Below are 20,492 nucleotides of genomic sequence, written 5' to 3' on the forward strand. Positions count from 1 at the left end.
CTTTGCTCTAGTTTATCAAGTTTGCTTTGCTGTAGAATTCGCGCCCAACCAAGGCTGTGTTATGGGTAAGTATTTGCTTACCCCCATAAGTGTGTTGCTAAAGCACTCACTTGCAGGTCACGTTAGGTACATCAAAAAGTACTCAGTGGATCTCTCACCCGCTCTTTTGAGTGGGGCTCTAACTTGCCATAGCCTTCCAAATTAAGAGATCAAAAAAGGTAATAAATAATGAAGTCTGAACAGGCGCTCGATACCCCCGTTGTACCTACCCAATCCCTACTGGATAACTATTTCTCAATTTCTGCTCGAGGCAGCACGCTAAAGCGGGAGATGATTGCGGGCTTTACTACGTTTTTAGCCATGGTGTATTCAGTGATCGTTGTACCCAATATGCTTGGTACCGCAGGCTTTGACCCTGCAGCTGTATTTATCGCAACCTGTTTAATTGCGTCATTCGGTTCGTTAATGATGGGGTTGTGGGCCAATTTACCTATGGCCATCGGATGCGCGATTTCACTGACGGCCTTTACCGCATTTAGTATGGTGTTAGGCCAAGGGATCTCCATACCCGTTACTTTAGGGGCGATCTTTTTAATGGGGATTGTGTTTACCTTAGTGAGCGTTACGGGCGTGCGTCAGTGGGTACTGACCAACTTGCCAAAAGGTATTGCCCATGGAACTGGTATCGGTATTGGTTTATTTCTACTATTGATTGCTACTAATAGCGTCCAACTCATTGTCGCCAATGATGCAGGCTTGCCAGTGAAGCTCGGTGACATTCATAGCCTACCTGTTTTGGCCACGATTATTGGACTCGCAGCGACCATAGGTCTTGAGCGTCGTGGTGTGCCTGGCGGCATTTTGTTGGTTATTATCGCGCTGTCGCTATTTGGTTTAGCCTTCGACCCGAGTGTAACCTATCAAGGACTATTTGCCTTGCCTGATCTGCTGTCGGAGCAATCGCTGATTGGTCAGCTAGACATAATGGGAGCACTGAACCCTGTGGTATTACCGATTGTGTTGGCGTTGGTGATGACGGCAATTTTTGACGCAACGGGGACGATTCGTGCTGTCGCTGGGCAAGCTGAACTACTTGACGAAAAAGATAACATTGTCGGAGGCGGCAAGGCATTAACCTCTGATTCCGTTAGTAGTATTTTCGCTGGAGTCGTCGGTGGGGCACCTGCGGCGGTTTATATTGAGTCTGCAGCAGGTACCGCAGCTGGTGGTAAGACTGGACTGACAGCCACCATTGTCGGTGTGCTGTTTTTACTGATGATGTTTTTAGCACCGCTGAGCTACTTAGTGCCTGCTTACGCTACGGCGCCAGCTTTGATGTATGTTGGTTTATTAATGCTTAGCAATGTTACTAAACTCGACTTCAATGACAAAGTGGATGCCATGGCAGGGCTGACGTGTGCGGTATTTATTATATTAAGCTGCAACATTGTTACAGGTATCATGCTTGGCTTTGTGACCCTAGTGATAGGTCGGTTATGCAGTGGCGAATGGCGTTCGCTAAAACCTGGCGTATTAGCCATTACATTAGGTTTAGTGGTGTTTTATCTCGGTGGTTGGGCTATTTAACCTGAGTTGAGGTTGGCTTGCTGCCTCGCTGGAGGCGGATCGCTTGATTCGCCTTTGCAATATTAATAGCTAAGATTGGCTAAACGCGCGCAGGAGATCTTTCCAAGTAATGATACCTACAATGGTGCCATTATCTAACACTGGCAAGCAGCCTATCTCATGTTGCAACATCAGCTGACTGGCTTGTTTAATATTTTTACGTGGCGATATGGTCACAGGATCTCGACTCATCACTTGGTGTGCACGGCGCTGTAAGGTCTCGTTATCTCTTTCTGTTTCGTTTATTGCACCAATGTTAGGGCTTAAGGTGCGCAGATAGTCACGCTCAGAGAGTACGCCTTGCAACTTACTCTCTTCTATCACCAATAGGTGGTGAAAAGGGGCGGCATCAAAAATCTCTTTGACCACAGTTAGCCGATCATCCATATCTATGGTTACCACACGGGTACTCATTATCTCTGCAATCAATATTGTCATAGACGCCTCCTTGTTAATCTATTTATAACAGACAATTAGGCGTTCAACAAACGTATAATGTCGTAGTACTTAACCTTGTTAATTAGTGTCAGCTAAAGTTCGGTGGGTAAAAAAGTGACGAGCATAAATGACTTAATCGGTCCGGAAATGGGGGAGAAGGGCAAGGTCATGGTCCCATATTCCAGCGATAGCGTTATATGGGCTGAAAATCGTATCAGTGCTAAAGGCTAATTTTCGACTAACAAGTTGTTGGGAAGCTTAATAATAAAGGTGCTGCCTTGACCGGGTGTTGATTCAATACGTATGCTGCCGCTTAATACTTGGGTGACGATGTTAAAGACGATATTCATCCCTAATCCACTACCGCCTTTACCACGTTTGGTGGTAAAGAAGGGTTGAAACACTTGTGACTGCACCGATTCATCCATACCACAACCATCATCTTTATAGGTCATGGTGATCCCATCATCGTCTCTTTCCACCACGAGTGACAAAAGGCCAGAACGCTCATCAGGGTAGGCGTGTGCCACTGAATTGTTGAATAAATTGCTGATAATTTGATAGAAGGCGCCGGGGGTACTTCTGATGATCAGTTGTTCTGGGCATTGGTACTGATAGGTGTGGGGCGTACGAGATAACATTGGGTTGAGTGAGATAAATATCTCCTCTAAGTAGGCATTCAGGTCAAACTCACGAATATCTTCGTGTGACTGATCCACTGACACCTTTTTGAAGCTGGCGATAAGCCTTGACGCACGTTCTAGATTGGACAGCATTAGCTTACAACATTCTGCTACCTCATTTTGATATTGCTCAAAATCTTCATGGGATACTTCGCCTTGAGCGTAACGTTGATTGAAAATATTAACACTCTCTTGCAGGTGGGAAGTGGCGGTTACGCTTATGCCAATGGGCGTGTTGACTTCATGGGTAATACTAGCGACTAAGCCTCCTAACGCTGCCATTTTTTCTTTGTCGAGCAGCTCCCCTTGGGTGTGTTTCAGCTCATCCAGAGTATGTTTGAGCTCATCGTTACGTTGTTGCAACTCTTGTGTTCTGGTGGTGACTCTTGTTTCAAGATCTTGATTAAGCTCTCTAAGTTGATGCTCAGTTTCCTTCTGCTGTTGGATATTTTTGATGGTACCGGCAATGCGTATTCCTTGGCCCCTGCTATCGCGTTCAACAATTTGACCTCTATTAAGTACCCAAATCCAATCGCCATGAAGATCTAGCGCGCGATAAGTGATAGAGAACTTGTCTTGTTTATCGTTGATACAACTATTGGCGACGGCTGAAACGGTGGGGAGATCCTCGGGGTGGACGCTTGCTATCATAGTTTGTGTGAGCTCAGTCTCTTTATCTGGATATTTTAAAAAGACATTAGCTCTAGTCGCAACCGAACTCGTAATATCCCAGTCCCAAAATTCGTCACCACTTCCCCACAAGGCTAGCTGCAAACGTTGCTCACTTTGAGCTATCTCTTTTAGTAATTTACTCTGCCGTTGGTACTGCCACCATTTGCGATAGAAGAGAAAACTGATGATGATTAATGCCAATGAAAAGTACAGAGCATAGGCCCAAGACGAACGCCAAGGCGCGGGAGTAATGCTTACCGCAAGTTGCGCAATGGCACTGCTATTTTGGTTGATATCAATGGCGCGAACCTGGAAAATATATTGCCCTGGCGGTAGGCCTGTAAAATAGGTTTTTTGTTCCTCTGATGACCGCAGCCAAGTGTCATTGAGTCCTATCATCCGATATTCATAAATAAGTCGTTTTGCTTTATGTAGGTTAGGACTGTGATAGTGCAGTGAAAAGATATCCTCTTCATGAGACAGCTGTAATGAGAAATGGCTATTGTCATTGGCGTCATTGGGCAGTAATTTGTGCTGGTTGAGAACACGCACCTCATTAATGATAGGTTTGCCCGGTGGCTGACGTTTAGGCAGTTGTGAAGGATTGAAATGGTTAAAGCCATTTATGCCGCCTAAGTATATGGTGTTGTTAGGCCCAAGCGTTGCGGCATTAAAATTAAACTCGTTGTCCTGCAAGCCATCAATATCGGTATAGTTCGTCGTCTCTAATGTGTCAGGGTTGAGGTGTGTCAGACCTTTGGTTGTACCAATCCACAATTGCTGCGCATGGTCAGCAAATAGCAAGTAGATGGTGTTATCCACCAAGCCATCTTTATCGGTAAAAAGCTGGCTACTTTTGGTGCTCACATCAAAACGCAGCAGCCCTTCATTACTGGCTATCCACAACTGATTGTCTGTCCCTGTGACTACCGAAAATAGGTGCTCTTTGGGCAGAGGGGTTGGCGAGTCGAGATTGAAGTGTGTGATCTCTCCAGATGATGTCATCTTAATGAGGCCATCTGTAAAAGAGGTTAACCAATAGTTGTCTTGCTCATCTTGTGTCATCGCTGTGATGGCGTTTGTGGGCAGTTGTGTTGGCGTTGTGGTTTTATTTATCGTCTTAAACCCTTGTTGTACATTGATATAGCGAGCAATACCATTATCTTTTGTGGTGACCCAAGGCGTTTGTTGGTTATCAAAAAACAGTGAATAGAGGTAGTTACTGGGTAAGCTGTTATCGCTACTGTCTGCCAAATAGTGGATATAGCTTTTGCGGTTGCTGGCGTAGATAAATAGCCCATCACCGCGAGTACCAATCCATATTTGGCCTTGCTGATCAATTTGGATGAAACTAATGAAGCTTTGTGCCAAACGACTGTTTAGCGGATCAAAGAGCTCAAAGCCTGAGTCGCTACCCTGTAAATATTCGGGTGCAATATAAACCCCCGTCGCCGTGCCTACCCAAAGATTATTTTTTTTATCATGCACTATTGCGCGTACATCCATGTTACCTAGGTTTTTATTATTAAAGCTAAAGCCATGAATGTGTCCGAAATATTGTGCATCTAAAAAGGTTTTACTTAATCCGCCTCCCTGACTACCTATCCAAAGCTGCTGCTCATCATCTATCCATAATGCGGTAATGACGGGACTATTTATACTATATCGATTTTCACTGGCTGAATTAAAGCGGTGTAGTCGTCTGTTGCTAAAAGAGAAACGTGCTAAACCGTGAGCTCGAAAGCCTATCCATAGAGTGCCGAATTTATCTCTTTTGAGTGTCGAGATAGCTTTGTTCTTCAGTGATGCTTCGGTTTCTATAGCGGTCAACGATTCATTGTCTATGTCTAACAGATAGAGCCCTTGTTGTTCTGTTGCGACCCACAGAGTATTACTACTACCTTGTTCTATTGCGCTGATCTGTTGCAGCCCCTTGCCCCAAGGGGTGATATGTAGTTTGTCATGTTTAAGTTCAATACTCGCTAGGCCTGACTCAGTTCCGAGCCATAAACGATTATATTTGTCGTTAAACAGTACATTGATTTTCTCGCTTGGCAGCACTGCATGGCTGTTTTTTGTCAGGTGCCTCAGTATGGTGCGAGTTGATGGGGAGAAGTAGATCAAGCCGTTGTGTTTGGTTGCTACCCATAAGTTAGCTTGGTCATCTTGATGAATATCTATGATGTCATCGGGTAATGGACTGTTTTTACTATTAAAGGATTCGAATATTTCTGTTTGTGGGTGGTATAGGTTTAGCCCATCATTACGCATGATCAGCCACAACTGCTTACCAAAATGTAGTTTCTTAATGTGTTTAACTGATGGGCCATATTGATCGTTGGTGGTATCGAAAATCGTAAAGTGTTTACCATCAAAACGATTTAAACCTGCTTGAGTGGCTATCCAAAGATTACCGCGGTTATCACTGACGACATCATTAATAGTGTTCATTGACAAGCCATCTTTGGCTCCATAGGAGTCAAATTGTGGCTGATAGGTATAAGCGATGCAGTAGCAACTCACTAAATAGCATAGCGAGAAAATCAGAACTCTCATTAAAGACGCCAATTATCGTTATTAGGGCTTGTTAAGTCTTTAAGTTTAGTAGTGATTCAATAAAATGCGAGTGGAGGAAGCTATCAAAGTAAAAGGGCAGCCTTGGCTGCCCTTTATCAAGGTTTTCGATTTAGAAAATAAGGTGTGCGACACCAGCAATGACTGGCAGGGTGACCAATGTTCTGAGGATAAAGACGACAAACAGCTCAAGAATGTTGACCGGGATTTTACTACCGATTAGTAGCGCGCCTACCTCACTCATGTAAATAAGCTGAGTGACAGACATGGCGGCAATGATGAAGCGTGTCATGTCAGATTCGATTGAACTGGCCAAAATCGATGGAATAAACATATCAGCAAAGCCGACTACAATTGTTTTTGAGGCTTCGGTGGCTTCAGGCACTTGCAGCAACTCGAGTAACGGGATAAACGGCATGCCGAGATAATCAAAGATAGGCGTGTATTCAGCGATGATCAGCGCAATAGTCCCTATGGCCATGACGACGGGTATCACACCAAAGACCATATCGATAACGTTTTTCAAACCATCCTTTAAGGTATGAACCACGCCATCAGCTTTTTCTGCTTTGGCGAGAGCTTGCTCTATGCCCCATGAGAAGACCTCTTTGCCCTGTGGGATCACTTCGTCATCAGGGTGGCGAGGAGTGTCATCAATATAGTGGTCTTTTTTCCATGATAAGGGTGGCAATTTGGGCACAATAATGGCCGCCACGATGCCGGCTAAACAGACGGTCAGATAAAAGGGTACAAAAAGGTGCTCGAGTTTAACTTGCGAAATCACCACCAAAGAGAAGGTGATTGAGACCGCTGAGAATGTGGTGCCAATAACAGCGGCTTCACGTTGGGTGTAGAAGCGAGACTCATATTGTTTGCTGGTCATCAAAATGCCCACACTGCCGTCACCTAACCATGAGGCCATACAGTCGATGGCACTGCGTCCAGGTAAGTTAAAGACTGGGCGCATGATTTTGGTTAATAGGGTGCCGAATAACTCGAGCAGACCAAAATTAAGCAGCAGCGGCAGTAGCATGCCAGCAAAAATGAACACGCAAAAAAGAACGGGTAACAGATCGTTTAGCACCAGGGCTCCGGTATCACCAGAGCGGATAGCTTCGGGGCCGATACCACTGAAGGTCAAAACGATAAATACGGCACCAACAACACGTACAATCGCCCACATGGGGCTGACGTTTAGTAAGGCATTAAAAAAATGACTATTGATAATGATGCGTGGTTTGATGAGCTTAGCAATGAGCGTAGCGATGGCGGTCGCCACAACGACGAAAGTGACAATACCTGTAATGGCATCACCTAAAAATGCTTGTAATCCCTTCGACACAATCGCGATAGGGATCGTAATCGCGTCTTGATAACTGATTGGCGTCATAAACAGTAGCAAGCCGATCAGCGACGGAATGAGAAAAGTCAGTATTGTCTTTACGTTATGGGTTTGTTTTTCTGACACAATTTTTACCCTAAATTACACTACTTGCACAGCGGCAATAAATTAATCTTAGATCCATGATTTAATACACTATGAATATCCATTCAATAGTGAGTGGGGGAGATTACCCCCTAAGCCTAGTGATGTAAAACGATTATAATGCTTGATTGGGTGAACCACAGCACAAGAATAGTTATTAGCACTTTATGACTATTTATATTGTAACCAATATTTGTTGATTTGCACCATGTACTTTTGGGTTAAATTTATTTAAAAACAATGTAATAAGATTGTTCTTCAGTTGTGGCGTCGATAGTTTGAGTGACGGATGAGTGGGTGCCTTTGTCTAGGTTTGCCATGAGCCTTTGGGGCTAGCAGTGTAGGTCTCTCAAGTGCCTGTTTACTTTGTTGGATATGTCACCAACACAATGGTGGTTAACGTGTTGTGTAGACAGTGAGTTGTTGAGTGATACCTTGGTTTTAGTGATGGTCGTACTACCGCTCAATATTTTTATAGGGTTGCGACGCCAATGATTGTCCGCTATAGAAATAACTTTTATCCATTTGTTGCAAGAAATATGCGCTAGACCGCTGCATAAAAATCTGATTCCATATATGTTAGCAAGTGATCAAAAAATAATACTCAAGGGACTATGACTTCAAGACAAAAAAAACTATCGATACTGGCGTTTAGGTTTGGTCTGCTTGGACTTGTAGGGCATCTATTGGGCCTGACTTTGGCTGCGCTGGGTTTTGAGGATTTTAACGGTCATGGTTTTAGCTTATTTAATTTCTCCCTAAGCGAACTAGGGCAATATGGTTTGTCTGATTTGGCAGTCGTATTTAATGGCGGTCTATTCTTTGGCAGTTTAAGTTTGATGCTGTTTTGTCTGTTTTCGTTGCAAAATGCCGATAATACTTGGCTTTACTCTGTGTTTGCTGTGTTGGTGCTGTCGCTATTCTCTCTTGCCGTTACAGGGTTGTTTCCTGTGAATGTTTACCATTTACATACCTTAGGTATTGAGTACTTTTTTTACTTCAGTTTTGTCGCCATCGCGCTATATATCGGTTACCTACTGCACCCTCCCTTTGGCGTAAAAACATTTTCCTGCACGGGAAGTTTGTTGCTGAGCCTATTGACGTTAGTTTGTATGGGGGCATTTATTGTATTGGCACATTTTGACATTAGTATGGTCGCCAATGGACGTTGGTTCTATCATGATTTAATTATGATAGAACCCAGACCAGAATATTGGTGGCCTGTCATGTTGGAGTGGTTATCGTTAGGGCTATTTTTGTTGTGGGTGGGCTCGCTGGTGTTGAGTCAGCGAGCCTTTCGGCGGCGTTAAACTTAAGACTGCATATTTAGCCCAGCTTGCTGATGCCAATAGCCGTTGCATTTTAGGGCGTCAGCGTTATCCGTTACCTTGCTTATATCATTGGCAATCTCGATTGATGCCATCGCGCTTGGCGACACTCTAAAGTAGTCCACTCCCAGACCTTGCATAATGGCTTGTTGATCGCGAAGGTCACACAAACTGGCCGATTGAGTTTGAATGCCATTTAATCGCAGCAGCGGTTGCGCCTCTTGGGTTTGTGCTAACAAGCCTTTTGGGTGTTGAATACAAACGGTCTGGCACTTGTCCTTGGCCAGTCCCATATGTCTTGCGCTAAAGCAGCGTGCTGAATGGGCCAGTGGCATATATCCGTGACCAAAGACTTCGACTTCGACACGCTTTGGTGTCAATGCATCAACTACTGATACTAACCATTGCTGGGAGAGCTCAAGAGGCATGACAAATCGTTGCATCCCCCAAGTAGCGAGTTTGTTCAAGGTCGCCGCATTGTAGTTGTTTATGCTAGGGCCGCAAACGAAGGGCAGCCCATGACTTCTGGCCACTTCGACGGCACCCATATCATTGGCTTCAATGATAAACTCACCATTATCAACTTGCTTTTTAAGTTCACTAAACTCTGATTGTGCTTCGATAAGTGTCAGAGTAGAGATCACCACTTGCTTGCCTGAAGCTTTTAACTCCTTAGCAATTTGCAAATAGTCACTAAACTTCACTTCGCGACGGCGACTGCATACCGTCTCACCAACATAGACTAGCGGAATATCGCTATTGGCGACCGCTTGATAAAATTCGATAACTTGTGCTTTGGGCCAACAATATAACAATGGGCCGAGGGATGTTTTCATCGTCTGTCCTTATGGGCTATTGCCACGTGCGCTCGTAGGCACCTAGGGTAGTGATTTGACCTTCAGAAACTTTAGCCAGCGCATGCTCCCAACTGTCTTGGGTGCTAAATGCACTTGGGTTATTGAGGTAAGTATCGATAGCCTGTCGCCACACTCTAGTGACCTGCTCAACATAAGCTGGGCTGCGTTGGCGTCCCTCGATTTTTAACGATACAACGTTCGCTTTAGCGAGTTCGGGTAGCAAACTGAGCGTGTTAAGGCTGGTGGGAGATTCCAATAGATAGCTAGGTTGGGGGTTCTCCTCTGTGGTGTATCGACCTTTGCAAACCACGGGATACCCCATCTGCTCATCAATATCAGATTGGTCGATTAATACCTCATTGAGACGAGTCAGGCGACGATCGCCAACCTCTTGCCAGCGTACATCTTTAGCTGGCGAGCAGGAACCTCCGGTATTGGGAGATTGACCTGTCACATAAGAGGAAAGGTGGCAACGACCTTCTGCCATAATGCAGAGGCTACCAAATGCGAACACTTCCAGGTCGACAGGGGTGACTTTGGCCAGATCTCTGACCTGCTTCATTGATAGCACGCGCGGGAGTACGGCCCGTTCAATATTAAACTCTTTCTTATACAGCGTTAGCGCGCCAAGGTTGGTGGCACTGGCTTGTACCGAGAGGTGCAGTGGCAGGTGAGGATAACGACTATGCGCGTAATCGAGCAGCGAAAGGTCGGCCATTATCAGTGCATCAACGCCAGTATTGGCGGCAAGATCTATCGCTTGATACCAGCGCTGCTCTTCACCAGGTTTAGGGAAAGTATTAATGGTCAGGAAGATTTTTTTGCCTTGCTGCTTAGTATAGTCAACCGCCTGGGCAAGCTTCTTTGGCGTAAAATTTAAGCCAGCGAATGAACGAGCATTGGTGTCATCCTTTAAGCCTAAATAGATGGCATCGGCGCCAGCGTTAAGGGCGACTTTTAAGGATGCTAGGTTACCAGCGGGACACAGTAGTTCCATTTTGAGGCGCTCTCTGAAAAATAGTGAAGTGTAAAAGGGTTTGGCAGAGAAAATCTTGATGTAAAACAGGTTTGTGATCATAAAAGCTGGTTAAAATTGCTTTCATTCTCAGTCTTGCTAATTTTGGCGGGACATTTCTTGAAAATTTGAGTTGGTTCAACTCTTTCGAACTCAATGCTTGTTAGGAGTATATTTGCGATGCAAAAGAACTTGATGGCCACCTTGGCTCAGCAGTTGTTGCAATATGGGCCGGTCGTGGCCGCTAAGCCTTTAACATTAGTGCCATTTTCGTTTAAAGCTCGGATCTTAGAAAAGCTACTTAACCAGCTCATGGCAACGCAGATTGAAGACGAGGAGCTTGAGTTTCTCAGTGAGCGTTGGGTTGAGATCAATATCACTGATATGCAGCTTAGTTTCCAAGTCAGTTTTGAAACACAGTTTATGATTCGAGAAATGGGAAGCGCTGAGGTGATCTTTAGCGGTGAAACCAAAGAGCTGTTACTGATAGCCGCAGGCAAAGAAGACCCTGATACTCTGTTTTTCCAGCGTAAACTGTCGATTGAAGGCGATACCGAGTTGGGCCTAGAGGTGAAAAACCTACTGTTGAGTATTGAGTTTGATACCATGCCGTCACTCGTCAGAGATAGCATCGAGCGCCTTGCTGCGATGGTGATGCAGCTCCAGACTAAAGCCGATACGAAGTGGGCGTAGTGTGATTTTAAGGTAAAAAAAAGCGAAGTCGATGACTTCGCTTTTTTTAGTCGTTAGCTAATAGGCTTGCCAGTGATCAGGTGATATTTAACCAATAGCTCATCGTCAGATTCGACATGCTCGGGATCGGGGTCAATACAATCGATAGGGCAAACCGATACGCAAGTGGGTTTGTCGTAATGACCGACACACTCTGTGCAGAGGTCTGGGTCAATTTCATAGATCTCTTCACCCATGGTGATGGCCTGATTTGGGCATTCAGGCTCACACATATCACAGTTAATGCAACTATCGTCGATCAGTAATGCCATGGTGTCAGGCCCAATTATGCTGGAGTATGCGGATTACGGGTATTCTGACCTTCGGTCAAATTACGCATCAATATTGCTTTGTCGATGTCGACCTCTTTAGGTACGGGCAAGAAGACAAAGTGTCCTGATCCTAGACCAGCTTCAACACTTTCACCCTTACGGTTTTCTAAATAATCGATAGTTAGATTGATATTACCTTGTGGCGTCATCAATTCAACACTGTCGCCAACAGAGAACTTGTTCTTTACATCGATTTCAGCCATGCCTTGTGCGTTACGCTTACCTGTCAGCTCGCCAACAAACTGTTGGGTGTCACTGATAGAATAACCATAGTCATAGTTTTGGTATTCGTCATGGACATGACGACGCAAGAACCCTTCTGTGTACCCTCGGTGTGCAAGCCCTTCCAGTTGGTACATCAGTGCTGGGTTAAACTCACGTCCAGCAGCGGCATCTTCAATAGCTTGACGATAAAGCTGTGCTGTACGCGCGACATAATAGAAAGACTTGGTACGACCTTCGATTTTAAGTGAGTCGATGCCCATTTTGGTCAAACGCTCTACATGTTGAATCGCGCGTAGATCTTTAGAGTTCATGATATAAGTACCATGTTCATCTTCAAACGCTGGCATATATTCGCCTGGACGACCCGCTTCTTGCAGTAAAACAATGTCACTGCTTGGCTCACCAGCCCCTAGTGTTGGGTTGTGTACTTGAACATCAGGGTTAACCGCGACAATGTCACCGGTTTCTGTTTGCATAGCTTCATGGGTATCGTACTTCCAACGGCAGGCATTGGTACAAGTCCCTTGGTTAGGATCGCGCTTATTAATATAGCCAGAAAGTAGGCAACGACCCGAGTAGGCCATGCATAGTGCACCGTGGACAAACACTTCTAGTTCGATATCGGGGCAACGCTGACGGATCTCTTCTATCTCATCGAGCGAAAGCTCACGCGACAGAATGACACGCTTAATACCTTGTTGTTGCCAAAATTTCACCGAGGCCCAGTTGATCGCGTTTGCTTGCACTGAGAGATGCACGACTTGATCTGGAAATGCTTCACGTACCATCATAATCAGGCCTGGATCGGACATGATCAGCGCATCAGGCTGCATCGCCACTACAGGTTCCATATCTTTGATGTAAGTTTTGAGCTTAGTATTGTGCGGGGCAATGTTACTCACCACATACAACTTTTTACCTAAACTATGTGCTTCTTGAATCCCGGTAGCCAGGTTTTCCATTTTGAAGTCATTGTTACGCACACGCAGGCTATATCTCGGCTGGCCAGCATAGACAGCGTCGGCGCCATAAGCAAAGGCATAACGCATATTTTTTAAGGTCCCAGCAGGAGACAGTAGCTCAGGTTTAAACATAGTTTCTCTCAATTTACAGGTATCGAACTAACTCGGGGCGGGCATTTTACTCAATGCCAGCCTTGATATGCAAATCTGAAAGTGTTTATTTTGTGGTCAATCGCAAGGTGGTACTACAATACAGCTTTAAGCCGCACAATTTTAAGACAATTAGTATCCTATAATCTGAAACTTAGCTAATATTAAACAAAATCTTAACTGGATGTGTGATTTTCCCATCACGTGTATCAAGAGTCCTGATATACTCAGCTCAATTAAGCTATGGGTGAACGGTTTTTTAAGGAGTAATAATGTCTAACGAGCATCAACTACTGGTTGGGTTATTAAAAAAGTTAAAGGCAGATGCATTAGTATTGCCTACTTTACCTGAGGTAGCAATGCGCGTCCAAGAGGTTGTTTCTCGACCAGATTCAAGCCCAAAGCAGGTCGCTGAAATTATTGGTCAAGACGCTGCGATTTCAGCGCGGATGATAAAAGTTGCCAACAGTGCCATGTACAGTCGCGGTATAAAAGCTGAGAACATTAACAGTGCCGTGACACGCATCGGACTGACTCAGATTAAAGCCATCGCGACGTCGGTGGCGATGGAACAACTGTTTATCTCGACCAATGAGATGGTATGGGAGGTCATGGATGAAGTGTGGCGTTCGTCGATTGAGGTAACCTCTGCTGCCTGTGCCTTGTTACTCAAATATTCTAAAACCCATAAGGGCTGCGGTTTAAATTATGACACCTTAACTTTGGCTAGCTTAGTGCACAACATTGGTGCGCTGCCGGTACTGACTGAGGCTGAAGCACATCCACATCTATTCTCTAGTATTGACCAACTCCGTGCATTAGTGCGAAAAATGCAGGGACCTCTTGGACGAGCGGTGTTAAAAAGTTGGGATTTCTCTCCAGAGGTGATGGAGGTGGTAGAGCGCTGGGCTGATCTGCCTTATCTACCTGAGCGAGTGACCTATTTGGACTTTGTTCGTTCGGCTGCGTTTTACACTGGTGAGTTGCGCTCTGGGCATGATTTAGAAGAACGCTTAGATATATTTGTTAAGCGTGGTTTACCTGTTTCACCAGAGTACTTAGGGTCTGACGAGTTTCTTGATAACTATCATTCAATTAAATTAAGTTATGAATAATTGCCGTCGGTAGTCACCTTGACAAAAACTGTCGAGATTTACATTAATATAAAGGCTTAGCGTGAGCGCTATAGAGTACTATTGGGTTATTGCGTACCTCATCATTGTTGGTATAGCTGGTATCATCTATTGGTACTGGCATAGAAAAGCTGACGCTAAGTTTTTAATGGCCTTGTATAACCAGCTGAGTAAGCAACACAGAAATCGACAACCTTTACAGGTGCCCAACGTACCTCTTCGTTATATTCCGCTGTATGTTCAATTACAACAACTGCTTAATCACCTTCCACCACCATCGGGTAGAGATAAGTTAACCGGGTTGATAAATCGGGTCGGTCTCAAAGCCAAATTGACACGTTTAATGCCAGTGACCCGAGGGATGTTTGTGATGTTTGACCTGTACCGCTTCCGGTACGTAAATGACCTGTTGGGCTTTGATTTTGGCGACAAGTTATTAGTCGCCATGGCGCAGCGGTTACAAGGTCATGTTGGCGACAAAGAGATCTTAGCGCGCATGAATGAAGATGAGTTTCTTATCTATTTCAAGCAGTCGCTAAATGAAACGCAGCTCATGGCATTGCAACAACAATTACAACAACCGATTCAGATAAATGACACCTCGATTAAGTTGCAGGTGCAGCTAGGCTACATGGATCTTGCGAAGCACCACAGTGATGTTAGCCAGATGCTCAGACGCCTAGATTTAGCGCTTATTCGGGCTAAAAGTAGCGCAAATTTAATCGCTAGTTATGTTGAAGGCGATGATAAGAGCCAGCATCGTCAGTTGACCATTATTAGCTGTTTCCCACGCGCGATAGCGCAGCAAGAGCTCTATCTTGTTTATCAGCCTAAATACAATGTTGTGGGTGGCGGTTGTACCCATGTCGAGGCACTCATTCGCTGGAATAGCTCCGAGCTTGGGCCTATCTCACCTGGGGAGTTTATACCGTTACTCGAATGTGCGGGGATGATCAGTATTTTAAGCCATTGGGTTATCGAGCAGGTATGCCTACAGCAAAAGCATTGGCGAGACAGCGGAATAGCAATGCAAGTCGCAGTTAATTTAGCCATTGATGATCTCAGTAATTCACGGCTGTGCGAGCATCTTTTATCTAACCTGATAAGTTGCGGTTTATCTCCAGAAGTGTTGGCTATTGAAGTAACCGAAAGCCAATTGATGACAGACATGAGCCGAACAACTGAGATCTTAAGCGACTTAAAACGTGCGGGTATAAACGTTGCCATTGATGATTTTGGCACTGGACATTCGTCATTAGCATATTTAAAACAGCTACCGATTGATGAGGTTAAGATTGATCGGGCGTTTTTAGATAATATTGAAACCGATGCGCGTGGGCAGCAGCTCTTAAATAGTGCGGTGGGGTTAGCAAAAGGGCTGGGGTTCACGGTTACGGTTGAGGGCGTTGAAACCACGCCAGTATTTAAGTTACTTAATACTATGAACGTGGATAAAATTCAGGGCGACCTGTTTGCTAAACCTATGACCGCCGCTGAATTAGAGATGAACTGGCGTAAACTTAATCAAAAAATATCGTTATAGCTTAATCTGGGATGTGAAATTCTGACTTAGCTTGCTGATTAACGAGGGTGACATGGGGGCAAGTTGACGTGCCTTGTTCATACAAACCATCTCTATCTGTGCCGTGACCGCAGGTTTTTTCCCATTAGGGCGCCATATCTCCTGCAGCCATACCGTGCGGTATTTGCTTTCAAAATAGAAACGCGTGCGCACATCAATAATATCGGCAAACTCCACTCCATCATGACATAGCATGTCACTGCGATAGACTGCGAACCCCAATCCCTGTTCTTGCCATAGATTGGCCAAAATGTCGGCGCCAATAACATGCTCACGCGCGCGTTCGAAGTACTTTAAGAAATTAGGATGATAAACAACGCCTGAAAAGTCAGTATCCTCATAGTAAATCTGAACGGGAAAGCTGTACTGTGGGCTAAGCGTATGTTCGGATGATGCCATCATGAAAAGCGGAGGTCCAATTTAGCGAGATAAGGGGCTAGCTTACCATATCGCATTATTCGAAAAGAAGCGCCTTATGAGTCGTGAGCGAGCCATCACTGTTTAGTCGCTTGTTATGGATGCTAATATTCTGTTGTAACTGCCATCTTTTTTGAGTTCTCTCAATCCCTGATCAAGCATCGCAGCATAATGGATTGCTTGTGGGTTCTCTTTGGAGAAAGCGACATAGAGTATGCCTGTATGGTTATGTACGCTCTTGCCTATTACCTGCTCAACGCCCATCTGATTGAGGTACTGCTTTGCAACTTGATCGTACATGATCACCATATCGATTCGACTTAACAGGAGTAGGTTGATAAGTTGATGATGGTTGGCAACTTGGATCAATTTTAGCTGTGTTAATTGTGCGAGTTCATCGCCATATTCATAGCCTTCAATAACACCGACTCTAGTGCCGGGAGGGATGGCCCATTTATCTGCGATCATTATGGGGTGAGCGTTGTTGTGATAAAAAGAGGCTTGGGTTGAAAACAGCGGCTCTTCACCAAAGATAAATTGATTTTCTGTCCCTTGCTCTTTATGAAGATTAAAAACACCGTCTACCAGTCCTTTTTTAGCCATAACCAGGCCTCTAGCGTAGGAGACGACGGTACTTTCTACATCAATATTGACTCGAGAAAATGCGCTGTTAATCAGCTGGTGTGATAAGCCTTTGCCATCATGGTCGGCAAAAGGGGCCCAATTATCTTCGGCAGCTAAGTGAATCGTATTATTACGATTGTCAGCATTGACGTGAAGTGAGGTTAACAGTAATAAAAAAGCTGTAATCACTTTAACTAAGTGAGAGGGTAGCATCTGATTCCTTGAAGCAACAGCGTCCGTTAGCCGTTAATGATAAACGGTTTTTAATATAGATCAATCGGGTACAATGCAGCATTTTCTTTCGTGAATAAAGTACCGCCTTAATTTTGTGTGAACTCTGCAGTTTTTTATTGTGAGGGTAGGCATTAATCGGAGTATTTATTCCAGCATTTGACGGCGCAGCCATCAAGAAAATGCCGTAGAATAAGTTGTGTAGCTGGTATGAAATGCTAGAAAGATGCCGATGTATTTTACTCAAAATCAGTCACTTCTATATGATTAGGCAGTGATTTAATGTTTTACTCTGCTACACTGAGGTGGTGTTATCAGTATGGCTATTAAATGTTAAATAATTTATGAATCAAGATACGTTTTTTGCCCTTTTCCAAAATGCGGCGTTATTGCTCATTATGATATTCATATACGATGCGGTGCCTCGTCAGCAACGCAGCGAATATTTTTTATTGTGGCGAGTGATAATGGGGGTTGTTATTGGTGTGATCACCCTGATCACCATGTTGACCTCATGGCAGTATCAACCAGGTATTTTTTTCGACGCTCGGTCAGTTATTCTGGGGATAAGCGGCCTATTTTTTGGTGGGTTACCTACGTTTATTGCCGTGACCATCGCGGTGGTTTATCGCCTCATTGAAGGTGGTGCAGCGATGTGGGCGGGTATTGCAATTATCATCGTCTCTGGTGCTTTCGGCAGCCTATGGCGTTATTATCGTAAAAACTTAATTGCAGATTTGACCTTCAAAGAACTTTATGGTTTTGGCTTTCTATTACACCTCATTTCGTTAGGCTTATTTGCGTTACTCCCCTTAGACATTTTTATCACCCTGTTAGAGCATGCAGCGTTACCAATTCTTGCTATTTTCCCTATATTGACAGTGTTACTTGGTTTGCTGCTTTCGCGGCGTTTTGAGATTGAGCGAGATGCCAAGATTCAGCTGCAAGATGATTTCATTTTCCGTTCTCAATTTGACATTGGCAACATGGGGATCGCCATCACATCGGTTGACCAGCATTGGGTTAAGGTCAACCCAAGATTATGCAAAATGCTGAAATACAGCGAAGCAGAGTTGTTAACCATGACATGGGGACAACTGACCTATTTTGAAGATTTAGAAGCTGATGTTAATCAGTTTGAACGGATGCTAGCCGGTGAGATTGATGAGTATGAAATGGATAAGCGTTTTGTGGCAAAAGATGGTGAGATTGTCTATACCCATCTTACCGTAGCGTGTCGACGGGTTAACCATAATGTAGAGATGGTGATTGCTGGGCTTATCGATATTACCTCCCATAAGGAGGCCGAAATTGCCATGAGTACCAGCCAAGAGCGATTGGCTCTGGTGCTAGAAAGTAGTGACTTAGGTTTTTGGGATTGGAACATTAAAACCAATGAAACTAAACGCAATGAGTGGTGCGCTAAGTTGTTAGGGTGTGAATTGGAAGCGCTTAATCGTGATGGGCGGATGTGGACTGATGCCATCCATCCCCAAGATAGAATTGATGTATTAAAGTCGATGGATCGCCACCTCAAAGGCGAAACCGACCAACATGAGATTGAGTATCGAGTGTCCAGCTTATCTGGACAAGAGCATTGGGTATTCGATACTGGCAGAGTGGTTAGCCGCGATTCATTTGGTGAGCCGCTGCGAATGTGTGGGGTGCACACGGACATTACTCAGCGTAAACAGGTACAAGATTCACTAGAACTGGCGGCATCTGTGTACAACAACTCCAGTGAAGCGATGAGTGTGCAAGATCATAAAGGGAATATTATCACCATCAATGCCGCTTTCACTGCCATCACGGGTTACCAAAAAGATGAAGTGGTCAATCAACATATTGGCATTTTGCAGTGCGATCGTACTAGCCGTTCTCAGTACGATGATATGAACGCTGCCATTGATGAAAAGGGATACTGGCAAGGGGAGTTATGGCTTAAAAGCAAGACCGGCGGTGAGTACATGGTATGGCTGACCATTAATACGATTTATGACAAACATGGTGACGTATTTCGCCGCGTTGCACTGTTTTCTGATATTACAGAAAAGAAACAGGCCGAACATATTATTTGGAAACAGGCTAACTATGATCCGCTAACCGGGCTACCTAATCGCCGTATGTTGCTGGAATATTTAGGCACGGAGATGCTCAAAATAGATCGTAGTGAAAGCCATTTTGCGTTGATGTTTCTTGATTTGGATTTTTTCAAAGAGGTTAACGATACCTTAGGTCATGACATGGGGGATCTCTTGCTTCAAGAGACGGCTAAACGATTGAAAGGTTGTATTCGTGAGTCTGATGTGGTGGCAAGGCTAGGGGGCGATGAATTTACCGTTGTATTATTAAATGTAGACTCTCCGCGCGGTGTTGAGCGAGTTGCTCAGAGTATTTTAGACCGTTTATCAGAGCCCTATAGTTTGGGGGATGAAACTGCTTATATCAGTGCGAGTATTGGGATCACTATGTATCCAGATGATGCGACTAGCATTGATGGGCTGCTTAAACATGCGGATCAGGCGATGTATGCCGCTAAAGAGCAGGGGCGTAATCGTTTTCATTACTTCACGCCCTCCATGCAAGAATATGCAAGATATCGTATGGAGTTAATTAAAGATCTGCGCAATGCGATTAACCGAAAGGAATTTGAGATTTACTTTCAGCCGATTGTCGATATGAGTAGCGGCGAGGTCTATAAAGTGGAAGCATTGATTCGTTGGCATCATCCTGAGCGAGGCATGGTTTCACCTGCTGAGTTTATACCGGTTGCGGAAGAAACTGGGCTTATCAATGAGATTGGTAACTGGGTATTTGAAAAGGCAGCGCAACAGAGTGCACGTTGGCGCAGTCAATTTGGCGTCGAAATCCAAATAAGCATCAATAAATCGCCGATTCAGTTTAGGGATGAAGGGGTCACCTTTGCCGATTGGTTGTCACTGTTACGCCATTTGGATCTATCAAGTAACGCTATCTGTGTTGAAATTACCGAGGGCCTATTGCTGGATGCGTCAATGGGGGTGACTGACAAGTTGCTGGCTTATCGCGATGCCGGGATACAAGTCTCGTTAGATGACTTTGGTACGGGTTATTCATCGTTAGCTTACCTGAAGAAGTTCGATATCGATTACCTCAAAATTGACCAATCTTTTACTCGTAATTTAGAAGATGATAGTGATGGGGTGGCGTTATGCGAAGCGATTATCGTCATGGCGCACAAGCTCGGGATCAAGGTGATTGCAGAGGGCGTCGAGACTGAACATCAGAAGCAGATATTAGCAGCCGCTGGGTGCGATTATGGCCAAGGTTATCTTTACTCTAAGCCTGTGTGCCTCGCTGAATTTGAGCAAGCTTACCTTATGGGAAAAAGGAGCTCAGTGGCGCAAAGCGAGTAAGCCACGAGAAAGTTGTGCCGCGGTGACGGT

15 protein-coding genes are annotated in these 20,492 nt (G+C 44.7%); 6 read left to right on the forward strand and 9 right to left on the reverse strand.

The window, feature by feature from the left end:
- Positions 1-228 precede the first annotated feature (228 nt).
- Entirely contained in the window at positions 229-1,587 is a 1,359-nt protein-coding gene (locus L876_RS0107750) for an NCS2 family permease (protein WP_028763281.1), read from the forward strand.
- Positions 1,588-1,656: 69 nt separating this feature from the next.
- On the opposite strand, the gene L876_RS0107755 is transcribed toward L876_RS0107750, so the two are convergent.
- From L876_RS0107755 to L876_RS0107765, 3 genes are all read right to left on the reverse strand, one after another.
- Positions 1,657-2,064, reverse strand: coding sequence for a CBS domain-containing protein (locus L876_RS0107755; RefSeq protein ID WP_028763282.1), 408 nt, complete (start codon positions 2,062-2,064; stop codon positions 1,657-1,659).
- Positions 2,065-2,291: 227 nt separating this feature from the next.
- Positions 2,292-5,975: a two-component regulator propeller domain-containing protein gene (locus tag L876_RS0107760; RefSeq protein WP_028763283.1), complete on the reverse strand. Its 3,684-nt coding sequence runs from the start codon at positions 5,973-5,975 to the stop codon at positions 2,292-2,294.
- Positions 5,976-6,105: 130 nt separating this feature from the next.
- Positions 6,106-7,383: a YjiH family protein gene (locus L876_RS0107765; RefSeq protein WP_428829716.1), complete on the reverse strand. Its 1,278-nt coding sequence runs from the start codon at positions 7,381-7,383 to the stop codon at positions 6,106-6,108.
- 710 nt (positions 7,384-8,093) lie between these two features.
- Here L876_RS0107765 and L876_RS0107770 point away from each other — a divergent pair.
- Positions 8,094-8,789, forward strand: coding sequence for a hypothetical protein (locus L876_RS0107770; RefSeq protein WP_028763285.1), 696 nt, complete (start codon positions 8,094-8,096; stop codon positions 8,787-8,789).
- A 2-nt stretch (positions 8,790-8,791) separates the two neighbouring features.
- Here the strand turns inward: L876_RS0107770 and L876_RS0107775 are convergent, their stop codons facing one another.
- Together L876_RS0107775 and ubiU are read right to left on the reverse strand one after the other, a co-directional pair.
- On the reverse strand, positions 8,792-9,643 hold the full coding sequence (locus L876_RS0107775) for a U32 family peptidase (RefSeq protein WP_028763286.1): 852 nt from the start codon (positions 9,641-9,643) through the stop codon (positions 8,792-8,794).
- A 16-nt stretch (positions 9,644-9,659) separates the two neighbouring features.
- A complete protein-coding gene (gene ubiU, locus L876_RS0107780) occupies positions 9,660-10,661 on the reverse strand; it encodes a ubiquinone anaerobic biosynthesis protein UbiU (protein WP_028763287.1) in 1,002 nt (333 codons plus the stop codon).
- A 198-nt stretch (positions 10,662-10,859) separates the two neighbouring features.
- Here ubiU and ubiT point away from each other — a divergent pair, with 198 nt between their 5' ends.
- Positions 10,860-11,372, forward strand: coding sequence for a ubiquinone anaerobic biosynthesis accessory factor UbiT (gene ubiT / locus L876_RS0107785; RefSeq protein WP_028763288.1), 513 nt, complete (start codon positions 10,860-10,862; stop codon positions 11,370-11,372).
- Positions 11,373-11,425: 53 nt separating this feature from the next.
- On the opposite strand, the gene L876_RS0107790 is transcribed toward ubiT, so the two are convergent.
- Both L876_RS0107790 and trhP read right to left on the reverse strand, forming a co-directional pair.
- Entirely contained in the window at positions 11,426-11,683 is a 258-nt protein-coding gene (locus tag L876_RS0107790) for a YfhL family 4Fe-4S dicluster ferredoxin (protein ID WP_028763289.1), read from the reverse strand.
- A 14-nt stretch (positions 11,684-11,697) separates the two neighbouring features.
- Positions 11,698-13,062, reverse strand: coding sequence for a prephenate-dependent tRNA uridine(34) hydroxylase TrhP (trhP, locus tag L876_RS0107795; protein ID WP_028763290.1), 1,365 nt, complete (start codon positions 13,060-13,062; stop codon positions 11,698-11,700).
- 290 nt (positions 13,063-13,352) lie between these two features.
- Between trhP and L876_RS0107800 the strand changes: the two genes are divergently transcribed.
- Together L876_RS0107800 and L876_RS0107805 are read left to right on the forward strand one after the other, a co-directional pair.
- Positions 13,353-14,195, forward strand: coding sequence for an HDOD domain-containing protein (locus L876_RS0107800; RefSeq protein WP_028763291.1), 843 nt, complete (start codon positions 13,353-13,355; stop codon positions 14,193-14,195).
- A gap of 61 nt (positions 14,196-14,256) precedes the next feature.
- Positions 14,257-15,756 carry a putative bifunctional diguanylate cyclase/phosphodiesterase gene (locus tag L876_RS0107805; RefSeq protein WP_028763292.1) on the forward strand — a complete coding sequence of 500 codons (1,500 nt, stop codon included), beginning with the start codon at positions 14,257-14,259 and terminating at the stop codon, positions 15,754-15,756.
- Here L876_RS0107805 and L876_RS0107810 read toward each other — a convergent pair.
- Entirely contained in the window at positions 15,751-16,197 is a 447-nt protein-coding gene (locus L876_RS0107810; RefSeq protein WP_051413025.1) for a thioesterase family protein, read from the reverse strand. The two genes, L876_RS0107805 and L876_RS0107810, sit on opposite strands and share 6 nt — an antisense overlap.
- Positions 16,198-16,296: 99 nt before the next feature.
- Positions 16,297-17,049: a substrate-binding periplasmic protein gene (locus tag L876_RS0107815; RefSeq protein ID WP_028763294.1), complete on the reverse strand. Its 753-nt coding sequence runs from the start codon at positions 17,047-17,049 to the stop codon at positions 16,297-16,299.
- 362 nt (positions 17,050-17,411) lie between these two features.
- Between L876_RS0107815 and L876_RS0107820 the strand changes: the two genes are divergently transcribed.
- Positions 17,412-20,462, forward strand: coding sequence for an EAL domain-containing protein (locus tag L876_RS0107820; RefSeq protein ID WP_028763295.1), 3,051 nt, complete (start codon positions 17,412-17,414; stop codon positions 20,460-20,462).
- The last annotated feature ends 30 nt before the right edge of the window (positions 20,463-20,492 follow it).

Source organism: Shewanella colwelliana ATCC 39565 (assembly GCF_000518705.1).
Lineage (GTDB): Bacteria > Pseudomonadota > Gammaproteobacteria > Enterobacterales > Shewanellaceae > Shewanella > Shewanella colwelliana.

Coding starts and splice junctions, on each gene's coding strand:
- trhP (WP_028763290.1), bottom strand. CDS start 13,062: ATGTTTAAACCTGAGCTACTGTCTCCTGCTGGGACCTTAAAAAATATG.
- L876_RS0107750 (WP_028763281.1), top strand. CDS start 229: ATGAAGTCTGAACAGGCGCTCGATACCCCCGTTGTACCTACCCAATCC.
- L876_RS0107815 (WP_028763294.1), bottom strand. CDS start 17,049: ATGCTACCCTCTCACTTAGTTAAAGTGATTACAGCTTTTTTATTACTG.
- L876_RS0107810 (WP_051413025.1), bottom strand. CDS start 16,197: ATGATGGCATCATCCGAACATACGCTTAGCCCACAGTACAGCTTTCCC.
- L876_RS0107755 (WP_028763282.1), bottom strand. CDS start 2,064: ATGACAATATTGATTGCAGAGATAATGAGTACCCGTGTGGTAACCATA.
- L876_RS0107760 (WP_028763283.1), bottom strand. CDS start 5,975: ATGAGAGTTCTGATTTTCTCGCTATGCTATTTAGTGAGTTGCTACTGC.
- ubiT (WP_028763288.1), top strand. CDS start 10,860: ATGCAAAAGAACTTGATGGCCACCTTGGCTCAGCAGTTGTTGCAATAT.
- L876_RS0107765 (WP_428829716.1), bottom strand. CDS start 7,383: ATGACGCCAATCAGTTATCAAGACGCGATTACGATCCCTATCGCGATT.
- L876_RS0107770 (WP_028763285.1), top strand. CDS start 8,094: ATGACTTCAAGACAAAAAAAACTATCGATACTGGCGTTTAGGTTTGGT.
- ubiU (WP_028763287.1), bottom strand. CDS start 10,661: ATGGAACTACTGTGTCCCGCTGGTAACCTAGCATCCTTAAAAGTCGCC.
- L876_RS0107775 (WP_028763286.1), bottom strand. CDS start 9,643: ATGAAAACATCCCTCGGCCCATTGTTATATTGTTGGCCCAAAGCACAA.
- L876_RS0107800 (WP_028763291.1), top strand. CDS start 13,353: ATGTCTAACGAGCATCAACTACTGGTTGGGTTATTAAAAAAGTTAAAG.
- L876_RS0107820 (WP_028763295.1), top strand. CDS start 17,412: ATGAATCAAGATACGTTTTTTGCCCTTTTCCAAAATGCGGCGTTATTG.
- L876_RS0107790 (WP_028763289.1), bottom strand. CDS start 11,683: ATGGCATTACTGATCGACGATAGTTGCATTAACTGTGATATGTGTGAG.